The 25,576-nt window shown below is 57.3% G+C and carries 21 protein-coding genes; 15 read left to right on the top strand and 6 right to left on the bottom strand.

The features are described 5' to 3' along the window. Positions 1-22: 22 nt before the first annotated feature. Positions 23-883, top strand: coding sequence for an inositol monophosphatase family protein (locus FE783_RS32285; protein ID WP_138883524.1), 861 nt, complete (start codon positions 23-25; stop codon positions 881-883). Between the two features lie 230 nt (positions 884-1,113). Here FE783_RS32285 and FE783_RS32280 read toward each other — a convergent pair whose 3' ends face one another. After that, a complete protein-coding gene (locus FE783_RS32280) occupies positions 1,114-1,785 on the bottom strand; it encodes a GOLPH3/VPS74 family protein (protein ID WP_138883523.1) in 672 nt (223 codons plus the stop codon). Positions 1,786-2,161: 376 nt separating this feature from the next. On the opposite strand from FE783_RS32280, the gene bioD reads away from it, so the two are divergent. The 11 genes from bioD to FE783_RS32225 all read left to right on the top strand — a co-directional run bounded on the left by bioD (position 2,162) and on the right by FE783_RS32225 (position 14,498). Next, positions 2,162-2,899, top strand: a complete 738-nt coding sequence (gene bioD / locus FE783_RS32275) for a dethiobiotin synthase (protein ID WP_158302162.1) — start codon at positions 2,162-2,164, stop codon at positions 2,897-2,899. Between the two features lie 34 nt (positions 2,900-2,933). Continuing rightward, positions 2,934-3,926, top strand: a complete 993-nt coding sequence (gene bioB, locus FE783_RS32270) for a biotin synthase BioB (RefSeq protein ID WP_138883521.1) — start codon at positions 2,934-2,936, stop codon at positions 3,924-3,926. Between the two features lie 19 nt (positions 3,927-3,945). Next, positions 3,946-5,157, top strand: coding sequence for an aminotransferase class I/II-fold pyridoxal phosphate-dependent enzyme (locus FE783_RS32265; RefSeq protein ID WP_238403337.1), 1,212 nt, complete (start codon positions 3,946-3,948; stop codon positions 5,155-5,157). Continuing rightward, positions 5,154-5,975, top strand: a complete 822-nt coding sequence (locus FE783_RS32260) for an alpha/beta fold hydrolase (protein WP_138883520.1) — start codon at positions 5,154-5,156, stop codon at positions 5,973-5,975. The genes FE783_RS32265 and FE783_RS32260 overlap by 4 nt, the downstream gene beginning before the upstream one ends. After that, a complete protein-coding gene (locus FE783_RS32255; protein ID WP_138883519.1) occupies positions 5,962-6,861 on the top strand; it encodes a methyltransferase in 900 nt (299 codons plus the stop codon). The genes FE783_RS32260 and FE783_RS32255 overlap by 14 nt, the downstream gene beginning before the upstream one ends. 329 nt (positions 6,862-7,190) lie before the next feature. Beyond that, the gene (kduD, locus tag FE783_RS32250; protein ID WP_138883518.1) at positions 7,191-7,946 is read left to right on the top strand and encodes a 2-dehydro-3-deoxy-D-gluconate 5-dehydrogenase KduD; all 756 of its coding nucleotides are present in this window, start codon (positions 7,191-7,193) and stop codon (positions 7,944-7,946) included. Next, positions 7,943-8,926 carry a sugar kinase gene (locus FE783_RS32245; RefSeq protein ID WP_138883517.1) on the top strand — a complete coding sequence of 328 codons (984 nt, stop codon included), beginning with the start codon at positions 7,943-7,945 and terminating at the stop codon, positions 8,924-8,926. The genes kduD and FE783_RS32245 overlap by 4 nt, the downstream gene beginning before the upstream one ends. A 56-nt stretch (positions 8,927-8,982) precedes the next feature. Next, positions 8,983-9,648: a bifunctional 2-keto-4-hydroxyglutarate aldolase/2-keto-3-deoxy-6-phosphogluconate aldolase gene (locus FE783_RS32240; RefSeq protein WP_138883516.1), complete on the top strand. Its 666-nt coding sequence runs from the start codon at positions 8,983-8,985 to the stop codon at positions 9,646-9,648. A gap of 557 nt (positions 9,649-10,205) precedes the next feature. Beyond that, positions 10,206-11,174: a LacI family DNA-binding transcriptional regulator gene (locus FE783_RS32235; protein ID WP_158302160.1), complete on the top strand. Its 969-nt coding sequence runs from the start codon at positions 10,206-10,208 to the stop codon at positions 11,172-11,174. Positions 11,175-11,240: 66 nt separating this feature from the next. Further along, entirely contained in the window at positions 11,241-13,436 is a 2,196-nt protein-coding gene (locus FE783_RS32230) for a right-handed parallel beta-helix repeat-containing protein (protein ID WP_202916299.1), read from the top strand. A 39-nt stretch (positions 13,437-13,475) separates the two neighbouring features. Beyond that, positions 13,476-14,498: a Gfo/Idh/MocA family protein gene (locus tag FE783_RS32225; RefSeq protein WP_138883513.1), complete on the top strand. Its 1,023-nt coding sequence runs from the start codon at positions 13,476-13,478 to the stop codon at positions 14,496-14,498. 8 nt (positions 14,499-14,506) lie between these two features. Here FE783_RS32225 and FE783_RS32220 read toward each other — a convergent pair whose 3' ends face one another. Then, positions 14,507-15,193, bottom strand: coding sequence for an LrgB family protein (locus FE783_RS32220; protein WP_338015926.1), 687 nt, complete (start codon positions 15,191-15,193; stop codon positions 14,507-14,509). Continuing rightward, positions 15,190-15,558 (bottom strand): CidA/LrgA family protein, encoded by a 369-nt coding sequence (locus FE783_RS32215; protein ID WP_158302159.1) that lies wholly within the window; start codon positions 15,556-15,558, stop codon positions 15,190-15,192. The genes FE783_RS32220 and FE783_RS32215 overlap by 4 nt, the downstream gene beginning before the upstream one ends. 109 nt (positions 15,559-15,667) lie before the next feature. Between FE783_RS32215 and cidR the strand changes: the two genes are divergently transcribed. Beyond that, positions 15,668-16,558 (top strand): cidABC operon transcriptional activator CidR, encoded by an 891-nt coding sequence (cidR, locus tag FE783_RS32210; protein WP_138883511.1) that lies wholly within the window; start codon positions 15,668-15,670, stop codon positions 16,556-16,558. Between the two features lie 273 nt (positions 16,559-16,831). On the opposite strand, the gene FE783_RS32205 is transcribed toward cidR, so the two are convergent. After that, the gene (locus FE783_RS32205; RefSeq protein WP_338015925.1) at positions 16,832-17,569 is read right to left on the bottom strand and encodes an HAD family hydrolase; all 738 of its coding nucleotides are present in this window, start codon (positions 17,567-17,569) and stop codon (positions 16,832-16,834) included. Positions 17,570-17,732: 163 nt separating this feature from the next. On the opposite strand from FE783_RS32205, the gene FE783_RS32200 reads away from it, so the two are divergent. Further along, positions 17,733-18,032 carry a hypothetical protein gene (locus FE783_RS32200; protein ID WP_138883510.1) on the top strand — a complete coding sequence of 100 codons (300 nt, stop codon included), beginning with the start codon at positions 17,733-17,735 and terminating at the stop codon, positions 18,030-18,032. Between the two features lie 75 nt (positions 18,033-18,107). Here FE783_RS32200 and FE783_RS32195 read toward each other — a convergent pair whose 3' ends face one another. Then, positions 18,108-18,569 (bottom strand): nucleoside deaminase, encoded by a 462-nt coding sequence (locus FE783_RS32195; protein ID WP_138883509.1) that lies wholly within the window; start codon positions 18,567-18,569, stop codon positions 18,108-18,110. 148 nt (positions 18,570-18,717) lie between these two features. Between FE783_RS32195 and FE783_RS32190 the strand changes: the two genes are divergently transcribed. Then, complete coding sequence (locus FE783_RS32190; RefSeq protein WP_138883508.1) at positions 18,718-19,854, top strand: hypothetical protein; 1,137 nt, start codon at positions 18,718-18,720, stop codon at positions 19,852-19,854. Between the two features lie 86 nt (positions 19,855-19,940). Here the strand turns inward: FE783_RS32190 and FE783_RS32185 are convergent, their stop codons facing one another. Continuing rightward, positions 19,941-24,509: a glutamate synthase-related protein gene (locus tag FE783_RS32185; protein ID WP_420799787.1), complete on the bottom strand. Its 4,569-nt coding sequence runs from the start codon at positions 24,507-24,509 to the stop codon at positions 19,941-19,943. Positions 24,510-25,576 lie beyond the last annotated feature (1,067 nt).

Raw genomic sequence — 25,576 nt, 5'->3', positions numbered from 1 at the left:
TGAAAGAAATGAGTGATTGATAGTGGGTAATGAACAAAAACCAACCTTCACGGTAGGCGGCAAAAGCTTTACCGCCGTCGCCATCAACACGGCCGCCAAGGCCGGCGAGTGGATCAAGCTGAAGCTCGGGGCTCACGCTTCGCTGAAGCTGAAGAGTACCCCGCACGACCTCGTAACCGAAGTGGACAAAGGTTCGGAGACGATGATCCGCAACCTGATCAAGACGCATTTTCCGCATCATGCGATATTGGGCGAAGAAGGAGTCGCGCCGGGTGCCGACGCTTCGGCTCAAGCGCTCCGGGAGCTGCAGGACGAAGAATATTTGTGGATCGTCGATCCGATCGACGGGACGACGAACTTCGTCCACGGCTTCCCGTTTTTCTCCGTATCGATCGCGCTGGCGCATCGCGGCGAGGTAATCGTCGGTGTCGTCTACGATCCGAACCGGGATGAGCTGTTCGTGGCGGAGAAAGGCAAAGGCGTTTACGTCAAAGGCAAGCGGCTGAACGTCTCCGCGGAAACGAAGCTGTCCGACGCCTTGGTCGCAACGGGCTTCCCGGCAGACAGCAAGTCCGCGCTGCCGGCCAACATGAAAGGTCTCGAAGCCGTGGCGCCCAAAGCAAGAAACGTTCGCGTCGCGGGCTCCGCCGCCTTGCATATGGCTTATGTAGCCGCAGGACGGCTGAGCGGCTTCTGGGAAATCGGCCTGAACAGCTGGGATATCGCCGCCGGCGCGCTGCTGGTCCAAGAAGCGGGCGGACAAGTAACCGACACTGCGGGACAGCCGTATACGCTGGCCGTACGCCATGTGCTGGCCACGAACGGAGCGATCCACGAAGAGCTGCGGCAGACGCTGGCTCAAGCCCGGGCGACAGGGTTGTAGTCCGGAGCAAGGAACTTTAACGGAATAACGTGTCTGCACTCTGACGACCGGGCTTGGATCGGCAAGTCCCGGTTGTCAGTCAGGGCGGTAATTCCGTTAAAGTTCCTAAGTACAGTTTCAACCGTCCGGTTTTCCGGACGGTTTTCTTTTTTGCGCGAACAGAATAGCGGACCTTTGAGTCTACGTTTGCCTCAGCCCGTATTCGTCGCAGTGAAATTGGACGAAGCAAGTTACATGCCCGCCGTCGTGACGATGACGACATGGATTTCGTCGATGGCCCGGCGGGTTTGACGGAAGATGTTCCAGCGGTCGCCGTGCCGCTCCTGAAGAGATCGGACCTTGCTGCGAAGCTCCTGCTGTTCGGACGGGGTGAAATACGGCTTCAGCAGCTTGGAGGCGTCCAGCAGCATGACGAGCAGCACGGTCTTGTCGTCCGCAGGCGGCTCCTCCAGCATGTCGGAACGAATGCGCTGCACGATCCTTTGCACGTCAGCGGGGTTCGGGATATGGCGTACCGTAGGAAACAGCCGCAGCAGCTTGCGGCGTTCTTCACTCATCTGCCCCGACTCCACAAGCGGTTCGGTTTCCGCCGTGCAGAACGGGATGCGGAATCTGCGGTGGGCGTACAGGTCGTGTATCCATTTCCGCAGTGTTTTCGGCTTGGACGAAGCCGAGCATTGCGCGATCAGCAAGTCGGCCCCCGCCGATCCGGTAGGGGACCGGTCGGCGACCTCGAGTCTGCCGTCCTCGTACAGACGGAGCCGGCCATCCAGCAGCAGCCCGGCAATGCCCGCACCGCAGACGTACGTCTGCATGACCTGCTTCACCGGCGGCACCAGCTTGTGCCCGGCGGGGTCCGAGGCGAGCAGCATATATTGCTGGGACAACGACAATTCGGACATGGGAGCCCTCCTTGCGGCAGTTTATTTCGGTTCGGAACCCCAGTTGCGCTATAGAGAAAGTGTAACATCGCCAAAGCTCGAAAGCGAGAGCGACTTTTGGCCCGTTAGCGGCCGCCTTTGACCATGAATGCCGCTTCGATCGGAACATTCGTATCGATAACCATTAACTTCATGAAAGGTTGAAACGAAGCAGCGTTAACGCTGTATAAGCATCGTAAATAGATCGGAACGCGCCAAGTAAAAACTTGCGCATTGTCGGGATGGCGGAAATCGTGTACAATCGGTTCTATCCTAATTGTTAACCAAATAATCTTTAATGTGGTTGACAATTAGACGAAACGTTTGCCGACAGCATGACAAGGAAGGCGGAATGACGATGAATCGGCGCGGATTATTCGTAACCGGAACGGATACGGGGATAGGAAAGACGAAGGTTACGGCCGGAATAGCCGCTGCGCTGAGTCGGTTGTCCCGGGAAGGAAGATTTCCTGTCGGGGAATTGCAGGTGTGGAAGCCGGTGCAGACGGGCGTCCCGTCGGCTGAGGACCGCGATGCGGACAGTTACCGTCTCGTTGCGGAAGGCGGATTGATACGGCAGTCCGTACGAGATACCGCTACGCTCACCTACCCTGAGCCCCTTGCGCCATGGATGGCTGCAAGGCGGGCCGGAGAGACGATCGACTACGCGTCGCTACTGGCCGAAGGGCGCAGACGCATGAGCGGCGGAAGCTTCCTTCTAGCCGAAGGAGCCGGCGGAATTGCCGTACCGCTTACGGAAACGAAGCTGATCGCCCATCTTGCCGCCGATCTCGGCTTGCCGGCGCTGATCGTGGCGCGGACCGGACTCGGGACGGTGAACCATACGCTGCTGACCGTGGCGTTGGCCAGGCAGTACGGTATTCGCGTCGCCGGGGTCGTTTTGAACGAGACTTCGGCTCATGCCGCGCCGGATCGGCTCTCGATCGAGGAGAATGCGGAGATGATCGCGTCTTTCGGGGACGTCCCGATCGTGGGCGTGCTTCCTTGGATGAAGCAAACGGATGGAACCGCTTCGCCCGAATGGATCGAAACGGTGTGCATGGAGATGGACTGGACGACACTGCTCGGAGAATAATACATAGCGGAACTGACTATAGGAGGAGAACCGAATGATCGATTTGCGTTCGAAATGGGATTTGTTTGCGGAGAAGGCGCTTCGCGGGGAACGTTTGACGACGGAAGAGGGGCTTGCCGTGCTGGAGGCGGACGACGACGAGCTCCTGCCGATGCTGCATGCGGCTTTTCGGGTGCGCAAAACGTATTTCGGCAAGAAGGTCAAGCTGAATCTGATCATTAACGCGAAGAGCGGGCTTTGTCCGGAAGATTGCGGCTACTGCTCGCAGTCGATTTTGTCGAAGGCGCCGATCTCGAAATATCCGCTTCTCGAAAAAGACGTGCTCGTCGACGGCGCGCGCAAGGCGATGGAGCTTAAAGCGGGCACTTACTGTATCGTTGCCAGCGGCCGCGGGCCGACGGGCCGGGAACTCGACCAGGTCGTCGAGGCGGTGAAGGAAATCAAGTCGACGATGCCGATGAAAATATGCGCCTGTCTCGGCATCTTGAGCGAGGAGCAAGCCGTTCGATTGAAGGAAGCGGGCGTGGACCGGTATAACCATAATTTGAATACGAGTGCCGGTAATTTCGCCAACATTACGACGACCCATACATACGACGACCGGGTGAACACGGTGGAGAAGGTGAAAGCGTCCGGCATGTCCCCTTGCTCCGGCTGCATCGTCGGCATGGGCGAGACGAACGCCGAAATCGTGGAAATCGCCTACGCGCTGCGGGAGCTGGACGCCGATTCGATTCCGGTCAACTTCCTCAACTCGATTCCGGGCACGCCGCTCGAGAACAACCGGGAGCTGAATCCGCGCAAATGTTTGAAGGTGCTGGCGCTGTTCCGCTTCGTGTGCCCGACAAAGGAAATCCGCGTATCCGGGGGACGCGAGGTCAACCTGCGTTCGCTTCAGCCGCTCGGGTTGTATGCGGCCAACTCTGTGTTCGTCGGCGATTATTTGACGACGGAGGGTCAGGAAGCGACCGTGGATCACCGGATGATCGAGGATCTCGGGTTCGAGATCGAGCTGTGCGCGCTGTAAGGCCGGGCGGGACGATCCGATGCAATGGATGCAGGACGAATTGGACCGGCTGAAGGGCGAGGGGCAATACCGGATATTGACCGAATCGGTCCCCTCTTGCGAGGAAGGCTGGGTTTGGCGGAACGGCAGGCGGATGCTCAATCTCGCATCGAATCATTATTTGGGACTCGGCCACCGTTTGGATGAAGCGGTCTTGGCGCGTTGGTCGGCATATGCAGACGAGTCGGTGCCGGGGCCAGGGGCCGGTACGAATGCGGGAATCCGCACAGGGGCGACCGCCTCGCGGCTGATCGTGGGCGGCGATCCGGCAATCGGCCGGTTCGAGCGAGAGTTTGCCGCCTACAAAGGGACGGAAGCTTGTCTCGTATTCGGCAGCGGCTATATGGCCAACGTCGGGATTATCGGAGCGCTGGTCGGACGCAACGACATCGTGTTCAGCGATAAGCTGAATCACGCGAGCATCGTGGACGGGGCGGTATTGAGCCGCGCGGAGACGGTGCGTTACCGGAATCGCGACATGAACCATTTGGAGTCGCTGCTCCGCAGGGCGGAGCCGTCCAAGAAGAAGCTGATCGTCACGGATTCGGTGTTCAGCATGGATGGCAGCCTTGCCCCGCTCTCCGAGCTGGTGGAGCTGAAGGAGCGGTACGGCGCGATGCTCATGGTGGATGAAGCCCACAGCGGCGGCGTTTACGGCCGGGAAGGGGAAGGGCTGGCCCACGCTCTCGGACTGACCGGCAAGGTCGATGTGCATATGGGGACATTCAGCAAGGCATACGGCTGCTATGGCGCTTATGCTGCGGGGAATAAGGTCGTTATCGATTATTTGGTCAACAAGGCCCGCAGCCTTATTTTCTCGACTGCGCTTCCCCCGATGGTCGTCCATGCGATCCGCGACCAGTGGGGAGCGGTCAGGAGAGACGGCTGGCGTAGGGAACGCCTGCTAAGCCAAGCCGAATGGCTTCGGACGCAGCTTCGGTCGGCCGGCTTTGATACGGGAGACAGCGAGTGTCATATCGTCCCGGTTATTGTGGGCGGCAACGAGCGGGCGCTTGCGTTCGGCCGCCGGCTGCAGGAGGAGGGCGTGGCCGCTGTTCCGATCCGCCCGCCGACCGTGCCGGAAGGTTCGGCCAGAATCCGTTTCACGCCGATGGCGACACACCGGGACGACGAGTTGCGCATGGCGCTTGCGCGAATCGTTTCCGTCGGCCGGGAATTGGGAGTTGTATGACGATGCGGTGCACTTGGATATGGATACACGGTTGGGGAATGTCGCCGGAGGTTTGGGGCGGCATGGAAAGTCGAATGCCCGAAGAACGACACCGGATGTTCAGCTATGCCAAGTGCGGATCGGTCGATCAAATGCGGGAACGGCTTCGGCTGATGATCCGCGAAGAGACGGCGCCGGTCCGTTTGATCGGCTGGTCGCTGGGCGGCATGCTGGCGTTGGAAGCGGCGCTGGAGCCATTCGAGTGTGTTGAGCCGGGGAACGGGAGGAACGAGGCGGATGCTGAATATACTCCGCATCCGATCGCCCAGGTTCTGTTGATCGGGGCGACGCTTCGATTCGCGGGCCCGGACCGGACGAAATCATGGCCGGAGCGAGTCGTCCGGCGAATGCGGGCGCAGCTCGGGGTTCAGCGGGAGGAGACGAGGCATCGCTTCGCCGAGTCGATGTTTTCGGATGAGGAGCGCGAGGGCAGGCCGGAGTATCCGCAATGGATAGCCCGTTCGCGCATCCCGACCGATTTTTCGCCGGAAGGATTGGACGCAGGCTTGCAGTATTTGCTGGAGACGGACTTGACGGAACGTTGGAGGCATTTTGCGGCGGTTTGCTTGGAGGATGAGGGAATTTCCGTGCGAGCTGTCAAACGTCCGGATATAGTCTGGATGCACGGAGAGAACGATCCGATTTGCCCGACGGGAGCGATAGCCGACATTCCCGACAGGGGGAAGATTTTGTTTCGCGGCGCGGGTCATGCCCCGTTTATGACGGAACCGGACCGTTTTGCCGAAGCCGTAAGGAGAATAGTTCATGAATATCGATAAATCGCTGGTGCGGCTTCATTTCGACAAGCACGCTCACGAGTACGAGCAGTTTGCCTCCGTGCAGATGGAGATGGCCGCCCGGCTGACGGCAAGCGCGGTCGAGGCGAAGCGGACGAGCGGCGGCGGACAGCGGCCGGTCCGGCGAATACTCGAGATCGGCTGCGGAACCGGCCGGCTGACCGCGATGCTGGCGGCGGCTTTCCCGGCGGCGCGGTTCGCGTGCATCGATTTGTCCGCCCGGATGATCGGGATGGCGAAACGTAATTTGGATCAAGCGCAGCTTGGTGCGGCAGAACGCGTATCGTTCATCGAAGGAGATGCGGAGGCGATTCTGAGGGGCGAGAGCCGCTCGATCGGCGCTTTTGGCGTGTTGGAACAGGGCGGACAGCAGCGGCGCGGGTTCGATCTGATCGTGTCCAACGCCGCCTTCCAATGGTTCGTTGCGCCGCGCGATACGGTCAAAGCTTGTCTTCGGCTGCTTCAGCCGGGCGGGGGCGTGTTTGCCTTCTCCACGTTCGGGCCGGGAACGTTCCGCCAGCTGCATGACTCGTTCGCGGAAGCGGAACGGCTGCTGGGGATGGCCCCGGTACCGCACGGACAAGCTTTCGCCGGAGGCGACGAGTGGAGAGATTGCTTCGCAGGCGAGGCCGGGACGTTCCATTGGAGCGGGGATGTCGTGACGGAAGTTAGTCCGGACGTACGCTCCTTTCTGCACCGGGTCAAGCGGATCGGTGCGGGCAATGCGGTAGCGGGCGGCCGACGCGGCGTGGGCGGGAGGAAGCTGCTGGAGACGATGGAGCGTATATACGCCGACCGATTCGCGGCTCCCGGCGGAGGGATTGAAGCGGACTACGAGATCGGGTACGGCTTGTTTGTCCGCGATTAACCTGCGGGGGATAATCAGATTCGTCTGTACCTCCTTTTTTCGGGGAAAAGGTGTTTTCGACAAATAAGAGATGTTTGAGGCCAGCCTCCGGCATCTCTTATTTCGCGTGACCTCTTTATTTCATAACCGATAAGAGTGCCTAGAGGCCTAGAGACTATTATTAGCTCCAGTATCCTCGCTCTTGGCTTGAGTGCGCACATTCCAGCCTCCTTGCCATCGCCGCCCTCTCATTGCGTAATCCCGATAGCCCTTACGAAGATATCGTTTTTTTCATTTGATTTAAACGTTTAAACTTGATAGAATGAGGTCAAAACCGGAGGAGTGAAACGATGAGCTTATTCGATCTGCAAGGAAAAACAGCACTCGTGACGGGGGCGGCCGGGGGACTCGGACAAGGTATCGCCGTCGGACTGGCACGCGCGGGAGCCGACGTCGCGTTGGTCACCAATCGCAGTCCGCTTGACGAAACCGTGAAGGCGGTGGAAGCGGAGGGACGCAAGGCGGCGGCCATTACCGCCAACCTGAGCGACGAGACGGTGCTGCCGGACGTTGTAAGCAAGGCGCTTGCCGCATTCGGCAAAATCGATATTCTGGTCAACAATGCGGGCATTATTCGCCGGACGCCGGCGGCCGATCACGCCGCCTCGGATTGGCACGATGTGATCGATCTCAACCTCAATTCCGTCTTCTTCTTGTGCCAGCTGGTCGGTCGGGAGATGATAAAGAATGGCGGCGGGAAAATCATCAATATCGCCTCGATGCTTACGTTCCAAGGCGGAATCAACGTGCCCGGCTATGCGGCGAGCAAGCATGCGGTCGCGGGGATTACGAAGGCGCTCGCCAATGAATGGGCCAGCAAAGGCGTGAACGTCAATGCGATCGCGCCCGGCTATATGGTAACGGACAACACGGCCCAGCTCCGCGCGGACGAGAACCGCAGCCGTCAAATTATGGAGCGAATTCCGCAAGGACGTTGGGGGACACCGGAAGATTTGCAAGGAGCGGCCGTGTTCCTCGCTTCGAGAGCTTCGGACTACGTGAACGGACATATTTTGTGCGTAGACGGCGGGTGGATGGTACGATGAGATACGATCAAGAAAGTAACGGTAATGTGACCGGTGCGCCGGAAGTCGTTACGTTCGGCGAAACGATGGGGCTCATGATGCCGACCGGCGTGAAAGGGATCGAGTATTCGGCCCAGTTCGAGAAATCGATCGCCGGAGCGGAAAGCAATGTCGCGATCAGCCTGGCGCGCCTCGGGCACCGGGTCGGCTGGTTCGGGCATCTGGGCGCCGATCCGCTCGGGCAGTACGCGCTGAAGACGATCCGCGGCGAAGGGGTGGACGTGAGTCGCGCCCGTCTGATCGAGGGAGCTCCGACCGGACTAATTATTCGCGAAGTCGTGGGCGGCAAGTCATCGGTGTTCTACTATCGCCGCCATTCGGCCGCGAGCATGATGCGTCCCGAGCATCTGGACGAGGCATACATCAGCCAAGCGAAGCTGCTGCATATAACCGGAATAACGCCGGCTCTCGGCGAAAGCTGCCGGGATACGGTCAAGGAAGCGGTCCGGATCGCCCGCAAGCACGGGGTGAAAGTATGCTTCGATCCGAACTTGCGCCTCAAGCTGTGGTCGGCGGCCGAAGCGAGAAGCTTCCTGCTCCCTTTGGCCGAGGAAGCGGATTATTTCTTGCCGGGGCTGGACGAGCTGAAGCTGCTGTACGAAACGGAAGAATTCGACCGGATCGTCGAGCGTCTCGGCAAGCTGAGAGCCGTCTCGATCGTCAAGGGCGGCGAAGACCGGACGTATGTGGTGGAGAACGGTACCGTGTCGTCCGTTCCGTATTTTAAGGCGGAGCGCGTCGTCGATACGGTCGGGGCAGGAGACGGCTTCTGCGGAGGTTTTATTGCCGGCCTGCTGAAGCAGTATACGCATGTCGAAGCGGTCCGCATCGGGAACTTGATCGGCTCGATGGTCGTGCAGGCGCACGGCGATTGGGAAGGGCTGCCTACCTGGTCGCAAGTGCAGGCGGTGCTGAACAACGAAACCCACGTGGAACGGTAAGCGGAATTTCCCGCGTCCCGGGGCTAACTTTAGCGGAAACGGATGGATGAACCGATATGAAGAAGATCAGGCTGGTGCAGCAAATCGCGGAAGAAGGCGTCGTCGCCGTATTGCGAGGGGATACGCCGGAGGAAGTCGTCCGAATGGCCGAGCATGCGATTGCGGGCGGTATCAAAGTCATCGAGGTGACGATGACCGTACCTTTCGCCCTCCGGGCGATCGAGGAGCTGGCTAAACGGTATTCGAGCGCGAAGCCGGGCAGTGACAATTACGCGATCATCGGCGTCGGTACCGTACTCGATCCGGAGACGGCGCGGGCGGCTATTCTGAGCGGCGCGGAATTCGTAGTAGGTCCGTCGCTCAACCCGGATACCGTTACGTTGTGCAACCGATACCGCATTCCAATCATGCCGGGCGTCATGACGATTCAAGAAATCCAGTCGGCGCTCGAGCTCGGCGTGGACATCGTCAAGCTGTTCCCGGGCAACCTGTACTCGCCTTCGATGATCAAGGCGATCAAAGGGCCGATGCCTCAGGCGAACATTATGCCGACCGGCGGCGTGTCGCTTAACAATCTCGGCGAATGGATCAAGGCGGGAGCGGTTGCCGTGGGGATCGGCTCCGATCTGACGTCGGAAGCGGTGAAGACGGGCAACTATGCCCTCGTAGCCGAGAAGGCGGCGCAATACGTGGCGGCGTATCGCGAAGCGAAGGGGCATTGAAGTGAAATAAAATGAAAGGCAATACCTATTGGCAAAAAACCGAAGCCGGCCGGCTTCGGTTTATTCGACCCAGAAAGTTCAACTTCGCTGCTGCGTTACACGCAGTTTGGACGATAGCGGAACTGTATTCCGCTAAATAGAATTTTTCGCAGCGTATGTTCTTATTAGCGGAACTACAGTGCGCTAAACCATTAATTTTTTGCTTCAATGGTGGGAAATCAGCTCAATAGCGGATCTTAGTTCCCTTATTTTTTTGGCAAACTTGTTTCGGCGGTCGTTAGCGGAATACAGTTCCGTTAACGATCGGAGTAGAAGTCACTTTGAAGCAGTACCGGGAGGGAGCCCGGTAAACGGTTCTTTATAAAAGAAATGGCGGCAAATAGAGTCCCGCAAATCGCTCTTATTTGACGAAATACCGGACAAAGCGTTGCATCTTAAGTAAACGTTTATAAAAAAATTAACGAAGATAGCGTTTTGCTTATAATTTTAGCTATTGCCAATCACTTAAACGTGTACTATAATTCAAAATGAAAGCGCAAACAAAAGGAGCTTGCCGCATGGTCACCATCAAAGATATCGCCAAAGCAGCCGGCGTTACATACGTTACCGTCTCTCGGGCGCTGAACGACAACCCGGGTGTCAGCGAGAAGATGAAGCAGCGCATCAGGACGATCGCCGAGCAGATGAATTATTCACCGAATATGGCCGCCAAGAGACTGGTTCAGCGGAAGACCAAATGCATCGGCCTAATATGGCCGTCGACCCAAGGTCTCTTTTTTTACCATTTGGGCGTGCAAATCCAACAGGAAGGAGCGAAGAGAGGGTATCGCGTCATTTTGTCGACCGCAAGTCCGGCGGAAAGCATGTATACTTTCAGCCAGCTGCTTGTCGATTCGGTTGTCGTATGGATACATACGCAGCCTTCCATCGAATTTTTGAAAGCGGTCGAGCAATTTCAAGGCGAGATTTTGTGGTTGGGTGAGGAAGGCCCCACCAAAAGCCATAGCATCGCAATCGACAGAAGGAGGGGATTGTTCGAGGGCGTCCGCCATTTGGCGGAGCTCGGCCACAGCCGGATCGCTTTCGTAGGCGGTGTAACCGACAAACTTCACGGCTATACGGAAGGAATGGCTGCCTTCAAGCTCGATTACGATCCGCAGCGTGTCATTCATGTGCACGATACCGGGCTCCCGCACAAGCTGGCCGCCATCATGAACGGCGCGGAGCCGCCGACCGCGATGGTCGCAGATAGCCAGGGCGCACTGTTTCGCGTGATCAAAACGTTCAGGCAGCTCGGAGTCCGCGTCCCGGACGATATCTCCTTACTGGTGTACGACGACGTGCCTGAGCTGGAGATTTTCGAGGTTTCGTTAACTACCGTAGGTCCTTCGATCTCCAAGCTGGCGGCAAAGGCCGTCGATATTTTAACCGGAGCGGCGAAGCCGGAAGAAGGGCAACAATGGATCAACGAGGTAATGGAAGCGGAATTGACGGTTCGGCAGTCGACGCGGGCCATACGGCCGTAAGCGGGGATTTAAGCCGAATCGATGCGCTTGTCATGTTAGAAATCGATTGCTATTATGGAGAGGGGAATGAATATGACGGACAACCGGAACGAGCGCGACGATACGCATTTCGAATCAAAGAAGGATTCGGAGGGAGGGCTTGCGGTCAGCCGTAGGCGGCTTCTAACCGCTATCGGGCTCGGGGGAACGGCGCTAGCCTCGGCGGGCTTGCTGCGCGGAACGGAAGCGCTTGCAGGCCACACTGTGAATCATTTCGTGTACGGTGGAGGTCCCGGTAACGGACTTGGCGGCTCATGCCATGACACGGTCAAGAAGTATGGGGCGGCGGGAGACGGAACTACCGACGATCAACCCGCATGGTCTGCGGCTATTGCGGCATTGGCGAACGGCGGAGATTTGTGCGTTCCCCCCGGCGTTTACCGGATCGGCTCCAATCTGCTCATTCCCTCGCATATTACGCTTATCTTCGCAAACGGCGCCAAGCTGGCCCCGGATACGGGGGCGGCCGTTACGATCGAGGGAGGCGTTCGGGCCGCTCCGACCCACATTTTCTCGGGTGCGGGAGTCATTCTCGGCTTAAGTCGGACGGAAGCGGTCTATCCCGAGTGGTGGGGAGCGGCCGGCAACGGCTCCACGGACGATACGGCCGCTTTCCGCCTCGCTCTGGCCGCCGCAGGTCGTTTGACGATTTTGGAAGGGAGACAGTTCCTGATCGGTAACGTCGATTTGATCGGCAAACGGGTATCGGGCAGCGGCACGATCGTGAAGCTGTCTACTGCGGAATGCGCCTTTCATGCGAAAGGGGACGGCACGGTCATCGAGGGCTTGAAGTTTCAAGGCAGACCGGTGAGCGGACAGCCTCACGTCGATATCAAGCTGGGTGACGGGGCGCGAAACATTCGCATACACGGCTGCACGTTCCGTTCCCCGATCTACAGCGCCGTAGCTGGAGCGATTGACAGCTCACTGCCGGGTGGAGGGGACTATGCGCAGCAGACGGAGGGCGTCATCCTCTCGGGCAATCTGTTTCAGGGCTATGTAAGGCCGCTTTATTTGTACAGCGTCAGCAATATTACGATTACGGGCAACCTGATCCGCGATTCGTTGTACGACGGCATTCGGCTTAGGGAGAACGACGGCTTCTGCCTGATCGACGGCAACCAGTTCATCAACATCGGCGATCCGAGCTGGCCCGACAACCAGACGCGGGATGCGATCGACACGTATTGGAGCGGCAAAGACTTGACCATTACGAACAACATCGTGGATACGACCGCCTATATCGGCTTCGATCTGAAGGGGGTGGCTCCGAACGGGTCGTACAACTCCAGCCGCGTCATCGTGGCGAACAACCAGATTTACCGCACCCGGTACGACGGCATCAAAATCTCATTCGGCTCCGAGGACCCGCTCGCACCCCACGCAGCCTTCTACAACGTGACGGGAAATATCGTGCACGAGTGCAACCAGAACAACAAGGACGGCAACGGCTCGGTCGGCAATGCGGGCATTTTGCTGCTCAAGGTGAAGCACGCCAATGTAACGGATAACTTTGTCTTCTCCAACTACGGCCGCGGCATATTCGTCAACAATCCGAAATCGCTGGCGGATTCCGGTGGGGATGTGGAGCACAAAAACAAGTTTATCCGGATAAGCGGTAACATGTGCGTGAACAACGGCCAGGCCAAGAGCGTCAGCAACAGCTCCGGCATTTTATCGCTCGGAACCGGCTACCTGATCGTATCGGAGAACATATGCGAGAACGATCCGGGTTACCCGAACTACAACATGCAGGGCGTTGGTCTCAACATATCGAGCGCCGGCACGGGGTTCACCAACTACAAAAACGCCATTGTCAGGGACAACATTTGCCGCAATAATGTTAATTATCAGATCATCCTGACCGGGGCGGACGGCCTGACCGTATTCGAAGGCAATGTTCAAGAAGGGACCAACGCCGCATACCGTCCTTGGCATCATCAGCGGACCCGCTATTCGGGCAGCGCCATTCCGGCGGCGAGCGACGGCGCCTTCCGGTCGGGGGACATCATCTACAACATCGCCGCGACCCGTACCCGCAATATTTCCCATTGGCAGTGCGTCGGCGACGGAGCGCCCGGAACTTGGCGCGCATTCGGCTGCGGGTGGGGGACGACTGCCGAACGGCCTGCGCTGGCGGCGAGCGATGCGGGTTATCAGTATATGGATACGAATTTGAACAAAACGATACTATGGGACGGGACGGCTTGGCTGGGGATATAGCCCATTTAGAACACGCCCCCGTCGAAAGGGGATTTCATCATGTCTTACCGGTTCGCCATTCACGGCTGCCAGCATGCGCACATTACCGCGTTCATCGATCAGATGCTCGCGCTGGGAGGGACCTGCGCAGGGATTTACGAGCAGGATTCGCCCGGCTTGGCCCGCAGCATATCGGAGCGCCACGGCATCCCGATCGTCGACGATCCGTCCGTATTCGAAGACGAGTCGGTGCGGATTATAGGGTGCTCGGCGGTCAACAACCGCAAAATCGACGTGATCGAATGGTGCGACCGTCACGGCAAGCATGTTATGGCCGACAAGCCGGTCATTACGGACCGCGCGTCGCTGGAAAGGCTGGAGGCCGTAATCGGGAGAGGGCGCATTCAAGTAGGCGTCATGCTGACCGAGCGGTTTCGCGCGTCCGTCTACACCTTGAAGCAGGCGATTGATTCCGGCAAGCTGGGGCGGATCGTCAGCATTACGATGCGGAAGCCGCACAGGCTGTCTCCGGCTTCCCGTCACGCCTCGCATTTCTCCAGGGAGGAGAGCGGCGGGCTGATTAACGATTTGTTCATCCACGATTTCGATTTGCTGCGCCATCTGACCGGGCAGGAACTCGCCTCGATCCGCTCTCAGCTGGCGAAACATATACTGCCCGAGCATCCGACGTTCTACGACACGGCGACCGCTCAAGTGATGATGAGCGGCGGGACGATGGCGCAATTGTACACGGACTGGCATACGCCGGTCAAAAGCTGGACGTGGGGCGATTGCCGCATTTTCGTGAGCGGTACGGAAGGCTGCGCCGAGCTGCGGTTGAGCGGCGACCCGTCCGTTGCCGTAGGCGAGGAGATGTATTTCCAGATAACGAACGGCGAGCCGTTCGCGAAGATGGAGCTGAGCAAGCCGGAAGCGAACATCACGGAAGATTTCATCCGCCGCATCGAAAACAAGCCCAGCGTGCAGACGCACAGGGATATTTTGGAAACGTGCCGGGCAACGGTAATCGCCGATGAGAACGCAGTCTTATTCAATGCGTTTAACGGCGGGATCCGGTCATAGCCGACGGCTCACATGACAAGACGCCACAGCGGAATGACGGCCAGCGTGACGACGGCGGCGACGATCATCGAGATGCTCGCGATCGCCCCTTCGACGCCGCCCCATTCGTAAGCGAGCGACGTTCCGGCCCCGTGGGCTCCCATGCCGAGGAGTACGCCTTTCGCCACGGGGCCGCGAATGCGCAGCAGCCGGATCAAGTGCGGAGCGATCAGCGATCCGCCGATTCCGGTGACGATGACGAAAGCGGCCGTAACCGACGGAACGCCGCCAAGCGATTGCGAAACCGACATGGCGATCGGCGTCGTTATCGAACGCGGAATCATGCTTACGATCATTTGCGGGCTCGCATGCAGGATCGCGAGCATGAGCACGGTCGAGACGACGGCGACGGAGGAGCCGAGCAGGACACCGGCCACAATGGCTGCGGCATGCTTCTTGAGCAATGCGTAATGCTTGTACAGAGGGACCGCGAACGCGACGGTTGCAGGCTGAAGCAGATCGGACAACAAGTCTCCGCCACGATTGTATGCCGCGACCGACGTATGCGTAAGGAGCAGGCCCGCGATCAGCGTCAGAGGGACGATAACGATCGGAGACAGAAACCATCTCCGCGACCGGTTATGCACGATTTGCGCCGCGAAGTAACAAATCACCGTCAGGAACGCCCACAGTAAGCCTTCTATTCCTTCCATCATTTCGCCGCCCCTTTTCTGCGCGTAATCGCTTCGGCCAGCATGCCGGAGCAGCCCATGACCGCGGATGTGCCGACTGCTATAGCGAGCAGGAAGCAGAGCCCGGATAATCCGAACAATTCTTGATGACCCGCTATGCCTACTGCGGCCGGTATGAAGAACAACAGCATTTTGGAGAGCAGCCAGTTCGCCCCGGCCTCCAGCCATTCGATCCGGATGATGCCGAGCCGGAGCAAAGCGAAGGCGATGAGCAAGCCGACGATGCTTCCCGATACGGGAAGTCCGAGCGCGCTCGAAATCAAGCCGCCTATATAGGAGAAGCCGGCCAGCCATGCGATTTGCCGGACGATTGCAAAGGATGTTTTCATCTCGATTCGCCAACCTTTCACAGCCAGTATACAGCCGCGCTGATCATAGGTAAAATACATATATGGAATCGGATCGATTCCATTTGTCTATGGAAAGCGGGTGGCTCGGATGGACATCCGGCATTTGAAATATTTTATGGAAGTCGTACGGTGCCGCAGCTTCACGAAGGCCGCGGAGTCGCTTCATATTACCCAGCCGACGATCAGCAAAATGGTGAAGAGCATCGAAGACGAGCTGGGCGTCGTCTTGCTGAACCGGTCGGGAAAGCACGTGGAGCCGACGGATGCCGGGCTCGCGATTATGAACCAGGCGCAGCTGATCGTGAATTCGTTCGACAGCTTGTCGTCCGATCTGGCCGATATCGTCCAGCTGAAGAAAGGAAAAATCCGCGCAGGGCTTCCTCCGATGGCCGGGGCGAGCTTCTTCCCGAAAGTGATCGGCGAATTCCGCCGGCACTATCCGAATATTCGCATCGAGCTGATCGAGGACGGGGCGAAGATCATCGAGAAAGGCGTAGAAAGCGGCAGTCTGGACATCGGCGTCGTCGTTATGCCTACGAACGACGAGCTGTTCCACTCCTTCGAGATCGTACGGGAGCAGTTGCTGCTTGTCGTACATCCCGGGCATCGTCTGGCTGAACGGGGCAGCGTGCCGCTCGGGGAGCTGAAGGAGGAGCCGTTCATCTTGTTCCGGGACGATTTCGCCTTGCACGACCGCATTCCGGCAGCCTGCATCCGTGTGGGCTTCCAGCCGAACGTCGTATTCGAGAGCTCCCAGTGGGACTTTATAAGCGAAATGGTTGCGGCCGATCTCGGCATCGCCATGCTGCCGGAGACAGTATGCCGCAATCTCGATTCGCGGCGAATCGCCGTCGTCCCGCTAGAGCCTCCCGGAATTCCGTGGCATCTGGCGATGATTTGGCGCAAGGACGCTTATATGTCGTACGCGCTGCGGGAATGGGTCCGTTTCGCTCAGGAGCGGCTGCAGTTGAGAGGATGATCGCCTCGCCAGCGGGATGTGAGTCTGATGTTTCCCCCCGATTGTGGACAAGTTGTGGGCAAGATGTGGATACGCTTGTGGATAAGTGGACATTCTTGTGGATAATGGTCCGATAACAGTGGAAAACCTCCATGCAGCCGATATGAGCCGGTAGATGGGACATCTGCGATTCAAATAGTGGCCTCCAACATAGCAGTTGCAATCCGCTCTTTTTTCCAAGGGACGCCAAAACGACGAAAAAGCCGCCGGATACCCGACGGCTTTGATCCTTATTCAAGCCAGACTGAACCGGCTGATCGCCGGAGGTACGTCCAGCAGCTTCTTCAACTGCAAGAAAGCTCTCTTCGGCTTTACTTCGATATCGACCACGTTGTACTGCCACTCGGTAATGGCCGGAATGTGAATGGCGTTAATCCCCGTCTCCAGGGCGGGCACGACGTCGGTACGGATCGAGTTGCCGATCATCCACGTTTTGTCGCGGTTGAACTTCTGCTTCGTCAAAATCGATTCCAGGACATCCGTTGTCTTGTGGGAAGAGATAAACAGGCGATCGCCGAAGTAATCGTCCAGTCCCATCCGCTTCACTTTGCCGATCTGGATTTTCCGCTCGCCGCCCGTATACAGAAACAGCTCGTGGCCTTGATCCCGCAAGCTTCCAAGCGTTTCCGTCATGTTCGGATAAGGCTCGATGTTGGGGAATTCGTATACGCTCTTGCCGAGATCGGTCAATTGCTTCCGTTCCTCTTTGCTTGTATCTCTTCCGGTCATGGCGGAATAATGCTCGTACGTTTCCACCAAAGACTGAGGGAAATGCTTTGCCGCGAAGCCAAGCTTATGGACGCCGACCGCGTCGAACTCGTACTGCTTGCGCTTCACTTCGTCGGCGGTCAGTCTGTAGCCGCCAAACCACGTTGTCATCAGGTCGGCGAATTGGTCGAGTACCTCATCGAAATATTTATTGCAATGGATGAGCGTATCGTCCAGGTCGAAAAGAATCGTTTGCTTGATCATGGCGAATTCGCCTCCTCATGGTGAATATCGATTGCGGGTACAACCTATTGTACCACGAATGGCGGGTAAACCTCACAAAGATTTCGTTAAAGCGCTCGTTATAGGGGTATCCTAAAAAGGGTTTCATCAGCGCTACACAAATTGGCAGCAGGAAAGGTGAGCCATGTCGAACAAAATTTGCTTGACCGTCGCTGCGGCACTCCTCGTCATGACGGTCGCCGGGTGCGGGCAAGCCAACTACCGGATGAAGGAAGAGCGGAATCCGAGCCACGATCGCCGGGGAATGAAGGACGAACGCTATTTGGAGAACAGGGTCAACACGAATCTTCCGCAGGGCGGCACTTCCCCCAAGGACGAAGTCGACATGCAGCAAAATATTCGCCCCGGCGACGCGAACGGCGGCAATCCGCCTACGGTCGAAGGCGGCAATATCCCTGGCCCGATGGGGAAAACCACCCGGTAACACGAAAACGAACCCCCACAATCCTGCGGCCATACGCCGAGGCTCTGGGGGTTCCGTAATTTGCACAGACCAAAGCTACCGTGAAGCCCAGACGAAGAACGGCTCCAGCTTGCCTTGAGCATCATGCCGACGCACGGCAATCGTCCGTTTCTCCGCGGGTCCGCTCATCTCGGCATAGAAGGAACCGAGCGGATCGGGGAAGCCCGCGGCGTCAGCGGCTTCCGCCTTGCTGCATGCATAATATACGGCGCCGGGCTTGGCCCAATAAATAGCCCCCATGCACATCGGGCACGGCTCCCCGCTTGCATACAGCGTACAATCGGATAGATCGGTCCGCCCTAGCCGGGTGCACGCCTCACGGATCGCGAGCAGCTCCGCGTGCGCGGTAGGGTCATGCTCGGAGCCGACGCGATTGACACCGGTCCCCACAATTTCTCCATTCCGCACGACAATTGCTGCGAAAGGCCCGTCGCCGTTCGCCGCATTCTCTCTGGCCATCCGGATCGCCTGTTCGAGCCAAACTTCAGTTTCGTTCATCGGTTATCTAATCCTCCCGCATCCAAGTACTTGCTGCTAATTATATCAATCGTTCCGCATAATGGACAGTTTTCAGTCAAACATTTCCAGAGGCAAATGTGGTACTGTCTTAGTAGAGAACGATACTAAAAAGGCGGAGGGACTGTTGATGGCGCAAGATGTGCAGAAGTCGATGTACGCGGCAAAAAATGGAACAAGCTGCAAAGTAAAGTTTCGCTACGGTACCGGCAGCAATATGGTGCTGGAATTTAACGAGCTCGGCATCAACCGAATCATTCATCCGAAAAAACTATACAAAGAATCGGCCGATCGTCTCACTTCCGATTTCTCGGCACCGGTATTATGGCATGAAATCAGAACGGACTGGGTATCCCCGTACCGAGGAATTACCGCTTTGCAGGGCGGCACGTCCTCTTTTGTTGGAACGGTCGGAGGCAATCATGGCACGGTCCGCGGGGAAGGGGTCGCGACAGCGAGAGGCATTTCGGCGGCCATGTATGCGGACGGGGCGATGATGCACGATCAGGATATCGTCCATTGCGATGAAGTGAAGCTTGTCGTCACAAACTATATATCCGCCTCCAACAAAATCAATATACATACGGGTGAAAAAGCCGATTCGCTGGAGGAAGTCGTCACTTATACGGTTACCCCGAACCATATCGAGGTTTCCGTTCAACTGACCGCGTTGGAGGACTTGACGATTAACGGCTACATCGGCTTGCAGATGACCACGAACCTATTTGCGGGGCAAGTGTATTTCAGCGATAGCGAGGAGAAGTACACCCCGGATGGGGTTATGCACAGCTCGCGGCCGCTGCCTTATCGGGGGGACCGAATTGTCTATGCCGATTCCGGCAACGTCGTTGCGGTATACATGGACCGGACAAGCGGACTGGGCGATTTGTCGCATAAAGGGACGGGGCCGATTCATTTTATTGCAGCATTCAATAAAATATACTCCCATCTGATCGACGGGCCGGTGACGGTTAGGAAAGGCGAATTCGTCCACTATAGCGGCGGGTACACGCTTGACGTGCCGATGGTTTGCGATGGAGCGGAGAAAGCTTATACGATCAAAGTAAACGGCGTGAAATACTATTGCGTCGATTTTTTGCAGCCGGCTTCAACCGCCTATTTGCGGCTCGATCCGGAATGGCACGGTAAACCAATCGAAATTGTCGAGAAATCGGACAGTATTTCGTGCGAAGATACGGTAGGCGATAATGGGTTGCGCATGGCGGCGGCAAGCTTCGGGAGTTTGAAGTTCAAGCTGAAAGGGTAGGCGGACGGCAAAGAGCCCCGATATGACGATGCTTCGTCGTACCGGGGCTCTTGTTGTGATGCCATTTGATGCAGATTATGAAAAGATTATTCCGTTGCTACCGATTGGTCGGCTTGCATGCCGACAGGGGAGATGCGGACGAAATTCGCGTCCAGATCGCCGAGCAGCGCTTGTACTTTGGCCGCCGCTTCGGTTTGACCGGAAGCTTGCAGCTCTCCGAGGTATACGCCGAGCAGTTCGGTCAAGTCTTTGCGGCTTTGCGCTCCGAGCGGCTGAATGCTTACTTTCGCGCCTTTGGCGACGCGGCGCTCGATCGCCTTGGCGTCGAGGCCCATCTCCGGCACGAGGCGCTGGTAAATGACGCCTCCGGTCATCCCGGCGCAAATCCACGGACCCGGATCGCCCATGACGACGGCGCGGCCGTTCGTCATATATTCGAAGGCGAAGCCTTTCAGGTTGGCGCGGCTTGCGATCGAGCCGAGCTCGTCTTGCAGCGGCTGCGTGATTTCGCCGCCGAAGATGACGTCGGCGCCCGACAGCCGGATGCAGGCGCGGGAATCGGCGACGCCTTGCACGATGAATGTTCCTTTTTGCGCGCCATAGCAGAACGATTTGCCGACGGAGCCGTCGATATACGATTTATTTTTGCCGGGCGATTTCAGGATCGCTACTTTGCCGCCGAGCGACATTTTGCCTACGCCGTCCTCGGCGCCGCCATGCACGGTGATGTTCACGCCGCGAGCATTGAAGGCGGCGAGACCGTTGCCTGGAACCGAACCGTCCGCGAGCACGAGGGACGCTTCCGGAAGTTTGTCGTAGCTTCCGTCGAAACGGTCGCGTACGCGATGGCTTGCGAAGCGGGTGCCGATAATGCGCGATTCGGCGTCGATCTTCGACCAGTTCCGCTCGACCGTCTTATTGTAGGACAGCGAATCCGGGTAAAACTCTTGGCCTTCCGCGCCGGCCGCGATGCGAATGTCGGACGAGATAGCCGCCGCCGCTTCCGCTGAGGCAGCCTGCAAGAACGACAACGGTGCCGGACGAAGCAGGTCGGACAGATCGATGCGATCAAGCTGTGTCGTTTGCTTCAGCAAATCGGAACGGCCCACGAGATCCTGCAAGCTCTTGAAGCCGAGCTTCGCCACGATATCGCGGATTTCATCGCCCATGCCGCCGAACAAGCGAATGAGGGAATCAACCGCCAGATCGAATTGGCGCGGTACGAAACGGCGCAATCCTTTCTCTTCGGCTTCCTCCATCGAGTCGATCTGCGTGGCGATCCCGACGTGGCACGTATCCAGGTGACAGCCGCGGCATGTCGTACAGCCGATCGCTTGCATCGCGAGACTGCCGAACCCTACGCGGTTTGCGCCGAGCAACACCATTTTCACGACATCAGCGCCCGATTTCATGCCGCCGTCGGACCACAGCTCCACCTTGTGGCGGAGACCCGCTTCGATCAGGGCGACGTGGGCGAGCTTCGTGCCGATCTCGGTCGGCAAGCCGACATGGGTGAGCGAGTGCACGCGTGCCGCGCCCGTACCGCCGTCGAAGCCGGACAATGTAATAACGTCCGCGCCCGCTTTGGCTACGCCGACGGCAATCGTGCCGATGCCCGGAACAATTGGAACCTTCACGATAATTTGCGCCTTGCGTCCGCTCGCTTCCTTCAATTCGGAGATGAGCTGGGCCAAATCCTCGATCGAGTAAATGTCATGGTTATTCGACGGCGAGATCAGGTCGGAGCCGATCGTGGCGTTACGCGCCGCGGCGATTTTTGCCGTTACTTTCGAGCCCGGCAGATGACCGCCTTCACCCGGCTTGGCGCCTTGGCCGATCTTGATCTCGAGGAACGCCACGGCGTTGGCCAGCTCGACGTTGACGCCGAATCGTCCGGAAGCGACTTGCGCTCCGCGCGTTCTTTTGTACCGGCCGAGCATATCTTTAATTTCGCCGCCTTCGCCGTTCATCGTGACCATGTTCATCCGCTCACCGGCTTCGGCATAGGCGCGGAACGCGGTTTCGTTCTGCGAGCCGAACGACATGGAGGAGATGAGCATCGGCAAGCTGTGGTTGCCTACGGCGATATCGACCTCGGACGGATCGACGGGCTTGCGGCCCGACTTCTCGAAGTCGAACTCCGCGACGTGACGGATCGAAATCGGATTTTTCTTCTCTTCTTCCTGCAGCTTGTCGCTGTACTCGCTGTATGGCGCTTCGCCGGAAGCGGCGTCGCCGAGCGCTTTCCACATCCGTTGGAAGAAGCGGAAGTTTTTGGCCGCCTTCGCCTTCGGATTTTGGAAGTCCGCATACCGGGCTTCGGCGTCCTTCTCCAGCTCGGCATAACCGGTGCCGGCATTGTCGCTGCCCAGATAGCTGACGATATCGAGCACTTCCGCGAGCTCCGGCTTCAGGCCGATCGCCGAGAAGAACCGGGTGTAGCCGCGCAGCTCGTGCGTACCGATCGTCGAGATAACTTTCTCGAGCCCTTTTTGCAGCGTGAGCAGCACTTTGCGTGCGGCGGCGGCGCCGTCCTTGGCGGCAGCCGTCTCGAACAACATGTACGGCGAGACGATTTCCGCACCCAAGCCGCAGGCGAGCGCGATGTCATGCAGGTTGCGGATCGATGCCGAACGGACGGCGATCGAAGCGTGCCGGCGCAGGTTGTCGCCGAAGCCGAGCTTGACGGCACGCAGGGCGACGTCGATTTTGGAAATAGCCAGATGCGGGTCCATCCACAGATTGTCGTCCTGGTGGGCGTTCGCATCGTCGAGCAGCAGCAGCACGGCGCCCTTCTCTACGGCCGCGACCGCATCCAGAGCGAGCTGGTCGAGCGCCGACTTTAGCGTTGTGCCGCGCTTGAACGTAATCGGCAGCGTTACTACCGCTTTATCGCCTTGCTTGCGGCATTCCGCGATTATTTGCTCCAGAGACATATGGCCGATTTCTTCGGAGGAACCGATACCGTTGTCGCCTTCCAGCACCATAGGAGCCATAATTTCGAAACGGGTCTCGCTTCCCGGCTGCGCATAAACCGACGGACGCTGTCCGATTACGACGCGGGTGGAGAAATGCTCCTGCTCGCGGTCGCGGTCGATCGCGGGGTTCGTAACGACGGCTACGCTCTCCTTGATGAAGTCCGGAATATTCTGACGTTCCCAATGGATCGCCGCATGCGGAGAATCGTGACCGAGCGAACGGATCGGCTCGGCTCCGGTTTGCGCCATCGATTCGATCATTTGAATGCCGTCGCGGTCCCAGCCGAACGCGCTGTACACTTTGTCCGTAGCCGCTACTTTGGCGAACGGCTCCGCTTGGGCGTCGGTTTTGCCGAACGACAAATGCTTGCGCATGCCGTCCAGGTTAAACCGTTGCTTCGTGCGCTCCAGCACCTCCGTTTGCAGCTCGACATAAGGAACGACGCGCACCGGTTGGCCGGCCGTGAGCTCTACGCCGATTTTCTCGCCCGGAGCGATCGGTTTCGGCTCGGCGACCATTTGATCGACGGTGACGACCCCTTGCTCGGAGGAGAAATAGAGCGATTGCTCGGTTTCCACCATCCATACGGGACGCAGACCAAGAGCGTCCACGCTGAACAGGCACTCGTTGCCGTAACGCGATACGATACCTGCGGGACCTTGAGCATAGTGGCCCCAAATTTGGCGATAATACATATACAAGTCCTGCAGCTCCGGACGGAACTGCTTGATTTCGTTATAAATCGGCGGGAAAACAAGCTCCATCGCCTCGAACAGGCTCATGCCGGACCGGTGGATGAATGTCTCGATCACGCGGTTCATGTCCTGCGAATCGCTGCCGCCGTCGACGAGCGGCACGCCGACCATATCGGCCTCGTAGCGCATTTTCTTGACCGTGTTGATCTCTCCGTTATGGCCGAGCAGAGAGAACGGCTGAACGCGGAAGAAGTTCGAGAGCGTGTTCGTCGAATACCGGTTATGGCCGATCGTTACTTGTGCCGCAAACAGCGGGTCTTGGGTATCTTTGAAATATTTCGGCAAAATGCTGGCGGCGCCCAACACTTTGTAAGAAGCCGTTACGTTGCTGAGCGACGCGACGTGGACGTTGAACTTGTCTTCGATCGCGACATGCAGCTCAAACAGGTGATCCGCGACTACGACGTTCGGCTGCTCGCACAGAGCGGCTACCTGCCAGAAGCAGGGCTCATCGAGACGGCCGCTGTTGCCAAGCACGCTGCTGTCGGTTTGCGCTTCTTGCTCGATCAGGATGCGGATGCCGCGGTCGGCGAACATCGAGCGGATAATCGTCTGAATTTCGGCCACGGTTTGGTCCAGCTTGCGCGGGATAAAAATATGCGCGATCGAGAAGCGGGAGTCGTGGGCGAGCTCGCCTGACAAACCGGCTTCCGTCAGACGTTTGGCCCACAGTGCGCGCGGGATGTCGGTCAGAATGCCGCAACCGTCGCCTTCGCCGTCGATGAATCCGGAGCGGTGCTCCATCTTTACGAGCGCTTCGATCGTTTTTTGGATGTTGTCGCGGGACGGGTGCCCGTCTTTTTCGATAATGCAAATAATGCCGCAGCTGTCGTGCTCGGTCTTTAACAAGTCTTGAAATCGACCTTCATTGATCATGTTTTGGTTCATATATGGATTCAGCCGGTTGTTCCCTACAAGCATCCCCGGCCTACTGCACCTCCTGATTCGGATTGAAAAACGTTTCGCTGGGACGACGAAATAAAGCAGGTTCTGCTTGGCATGGTCGGTCTATTCGGAATGTCCTCGTTTTTCGGCGCAACGGTAAAAAGTCCAACACAAAAAGGGATAGGGGATAAGGGATTTTGGGTTTTGGGTTTAAGGGTTAGGTTTAAGGGTTTTAGGTTTAAGGGTTTTAGGTTTAAGGGTTTTAGGTTTAAGGGTTTTAGGTTTAAGGGTTTTAGGTTTAAGGGTTTAGGTTTAAGGGTTTAGGTTTAAGGGTTTAGGTTTAAGGGTTTTAGGTTTAAGGGTTTTAGGTTTAAGGGTTTTAGGTTTAAGGGTTTTAGGTTTAAGGGTTTAGGTTAAGGTTTAGGGTTTTTGTTTTTTTAGTTTATAGCTTCTAGTTTAAAAACATAGTTTACAAGGTACAATTTTCATAAGGTTAATCGAATTTATGAAAAACGTACAAGACGTCTTCCATCAAAGCCGGTAAAACGACAGCAACGCGCATCGTTCCGGGTTCGACACTCGGGAGCAACAAGCGAATCGGCTCATCCAAAAATAGTTGGTCAAGCGTACGCTCGGGTCGAAGCAGGGGACTGGACGACACGGTCAAAGGATAAGAGTCCGGAGGAACAATTGGTCTCTGTAAAGTATACATAACATATTAGCACGTATTTCACGATCATTCAACCTGGTGCCTATATTTTTCTGAAAAGTATATCCTCTTACAACGATAAGGAAAATTTATCGTTTATCGAGGCGCGTTGGCAAAAAAATACACGAACGAATGCGAGAATAATAGGTTCGAATGTTCGTGTATGGTAGTAACTCTCGTGAAGATGGCAATGCACCGTTACACTCATGCTTAGCATAGTGAAATATTTTGCACGCAAATGGAAAAAGTCCATTTCATTTTGGACTTTTACTCATTCAGGCTCATGTTAAATGGAAAACCTGCAGTTCATTTAAACCCGATCGCCCTACTCACCCGTTTGGCGCGAATTTAACTGCAGGTTTTCCAGTATAACACTCAGAATGTTGCTCTATGT

Source organism: Paenibacillus mesophilus (assembly GCF_005938385.1).
Classification (GTDB): Bacteria; Bacillota; Bacilli; order Paenibacillales; family NBRC-103111; genus Paenibacillus_AB; species Paenibacillus_AB mesophilus.
The sequence above is the reverse complement of the archived record's forward strand: the minus strand, read 5'-3'. Positions and strand labels throughout refer to the sequence as shown.

Coding starts and splice junctions, on each gene's coding strand:
- FE783_RS32200 (WP_138883510.1), top strand. CDS start 17,733: ATGTCGAACAAAATTTGCTTGACCGTCGCTGCGGCACTCCTCGTCATG.
- FE783_RS32215 (WP_158302159.1), bottom strand. CDS start 15,558: ATGAAAACATCCTTTGCAATCGTCCGGCAAATCGCATGGCTGGCCGGC.
- FE783_RS32235 (WP_158302160.1), top strand. CDS start 10,206: ATGGTCACCATCAAAGATATCGCCAAAGCAGCCGGCGTTACATACGTT.
- FE783_RS32230 (WP_202916299.1), top strand. CDS start 11,241: ATGAATATGACGGACAACCGGAACGAGCGCGACGATACGCATTTCGAA.
- FE783_RS32205 (WP_338015925.1), bottom strand. CDS start 17,569: ATGATCAAGCAAACGATTCTTTTCGACCTGGACGATACGCTCATCCAT.
- kduD (WP_138883518.1), top strand. CDS start 7,191: ATGAGCTTATTCGATCTGCAAGGAAAAACAGCACTCGTGACGGGGGCG.
- FE783_RS32240 (WP_138883516.1), top strand. CDS start 8,983: ATGAAGAAGATCAGGCTGGTGCAGCAAATCGCGGAAGAAGGCGTCGTC.
- FE783_RS32260 (WP_138883520.1), top strand. CDS start 5,154: ATGACGATGCGGTGCACTTGGATATGGATACACGGTTGGGGAATGTCG.
- FE783_RS32280 (WP_138883523.1), bottom strand. CDS start 1,785: ATGTCCGAATTGTCGTTGTCCCAGCAATATATGCTGCTCGCCTCGGAC.
- FE783_RS32265 (WP_238403337.1), top strand. CDS start 3,946: ATGCAATGGATGCAGGACGAATTGGACCGGCTGAAGGGCGAGGGGCAA.
- FE783_RS32255 (WP_138883519.1), top strand. CDS start 5,962: ATGAATATCGATAAATCGCTGGTGCGGCTTCATTTCGACAAGCACGCT.
- FE783_RS32190 (WP_138883508.1), top strand. CDS start 18,718: ATGGCGCAAGATGTGCAGAAGTCGATGTACGCGGCAAAAAATGGAACA.
- cidR (WP_138883511.1), top strand. CDS start 15,668: ATGGACATCCGGCATTTGAAATATTTTATGGAAGTCGTACGGTGCCGC.
- FE783_RS32220 (WP_338015926.1), bottom strand. CDS start 15,193: ATGATGGAAGGAATAGAAGGCTTACTGTGGGCGTTCCTGACGGTGATT.
- bioD (WP_158302162.1), top strand. CDS start 2,162: ATGAATCGGCGCGGATTATTCGTAACCGGAACGGATACGGGGATAGGA.
- FE783_RS32225 (WP_138883513.1), top strand. CDS start 13,476: ATGTCTTACCGGTTCGCCATTCACGGCTGCCAGCATGCGCACATTACC.
- bioB (WP_138883521.1), top strand. CDS start 2,934: ATGATCGATTTGCGTTCGAAATGGGATTTGTTTGCGGAGAAGGCGCTT.
- FE783_RS32195 (WP_138883509.1), bottom strand. CDS start 18,569: ATGAACGAAACTGAAGTTTGGCTCGAACAGGCGATCCGGATGGCCAGA.
- FE783_RS32185 (WP_420799787.1), bottom strand. CDS start 24,509: ATGCTTGTAGGGAACAACCGGCTGAATCCATATATGAACCAAAACATG.
- FE783_RS32245 (WP_138883517.1), top strand. CDS start 7,943: ATGAGATACGATCAAGAAAGTAACGGTAATGTGACCGGTGCGCCGGAA.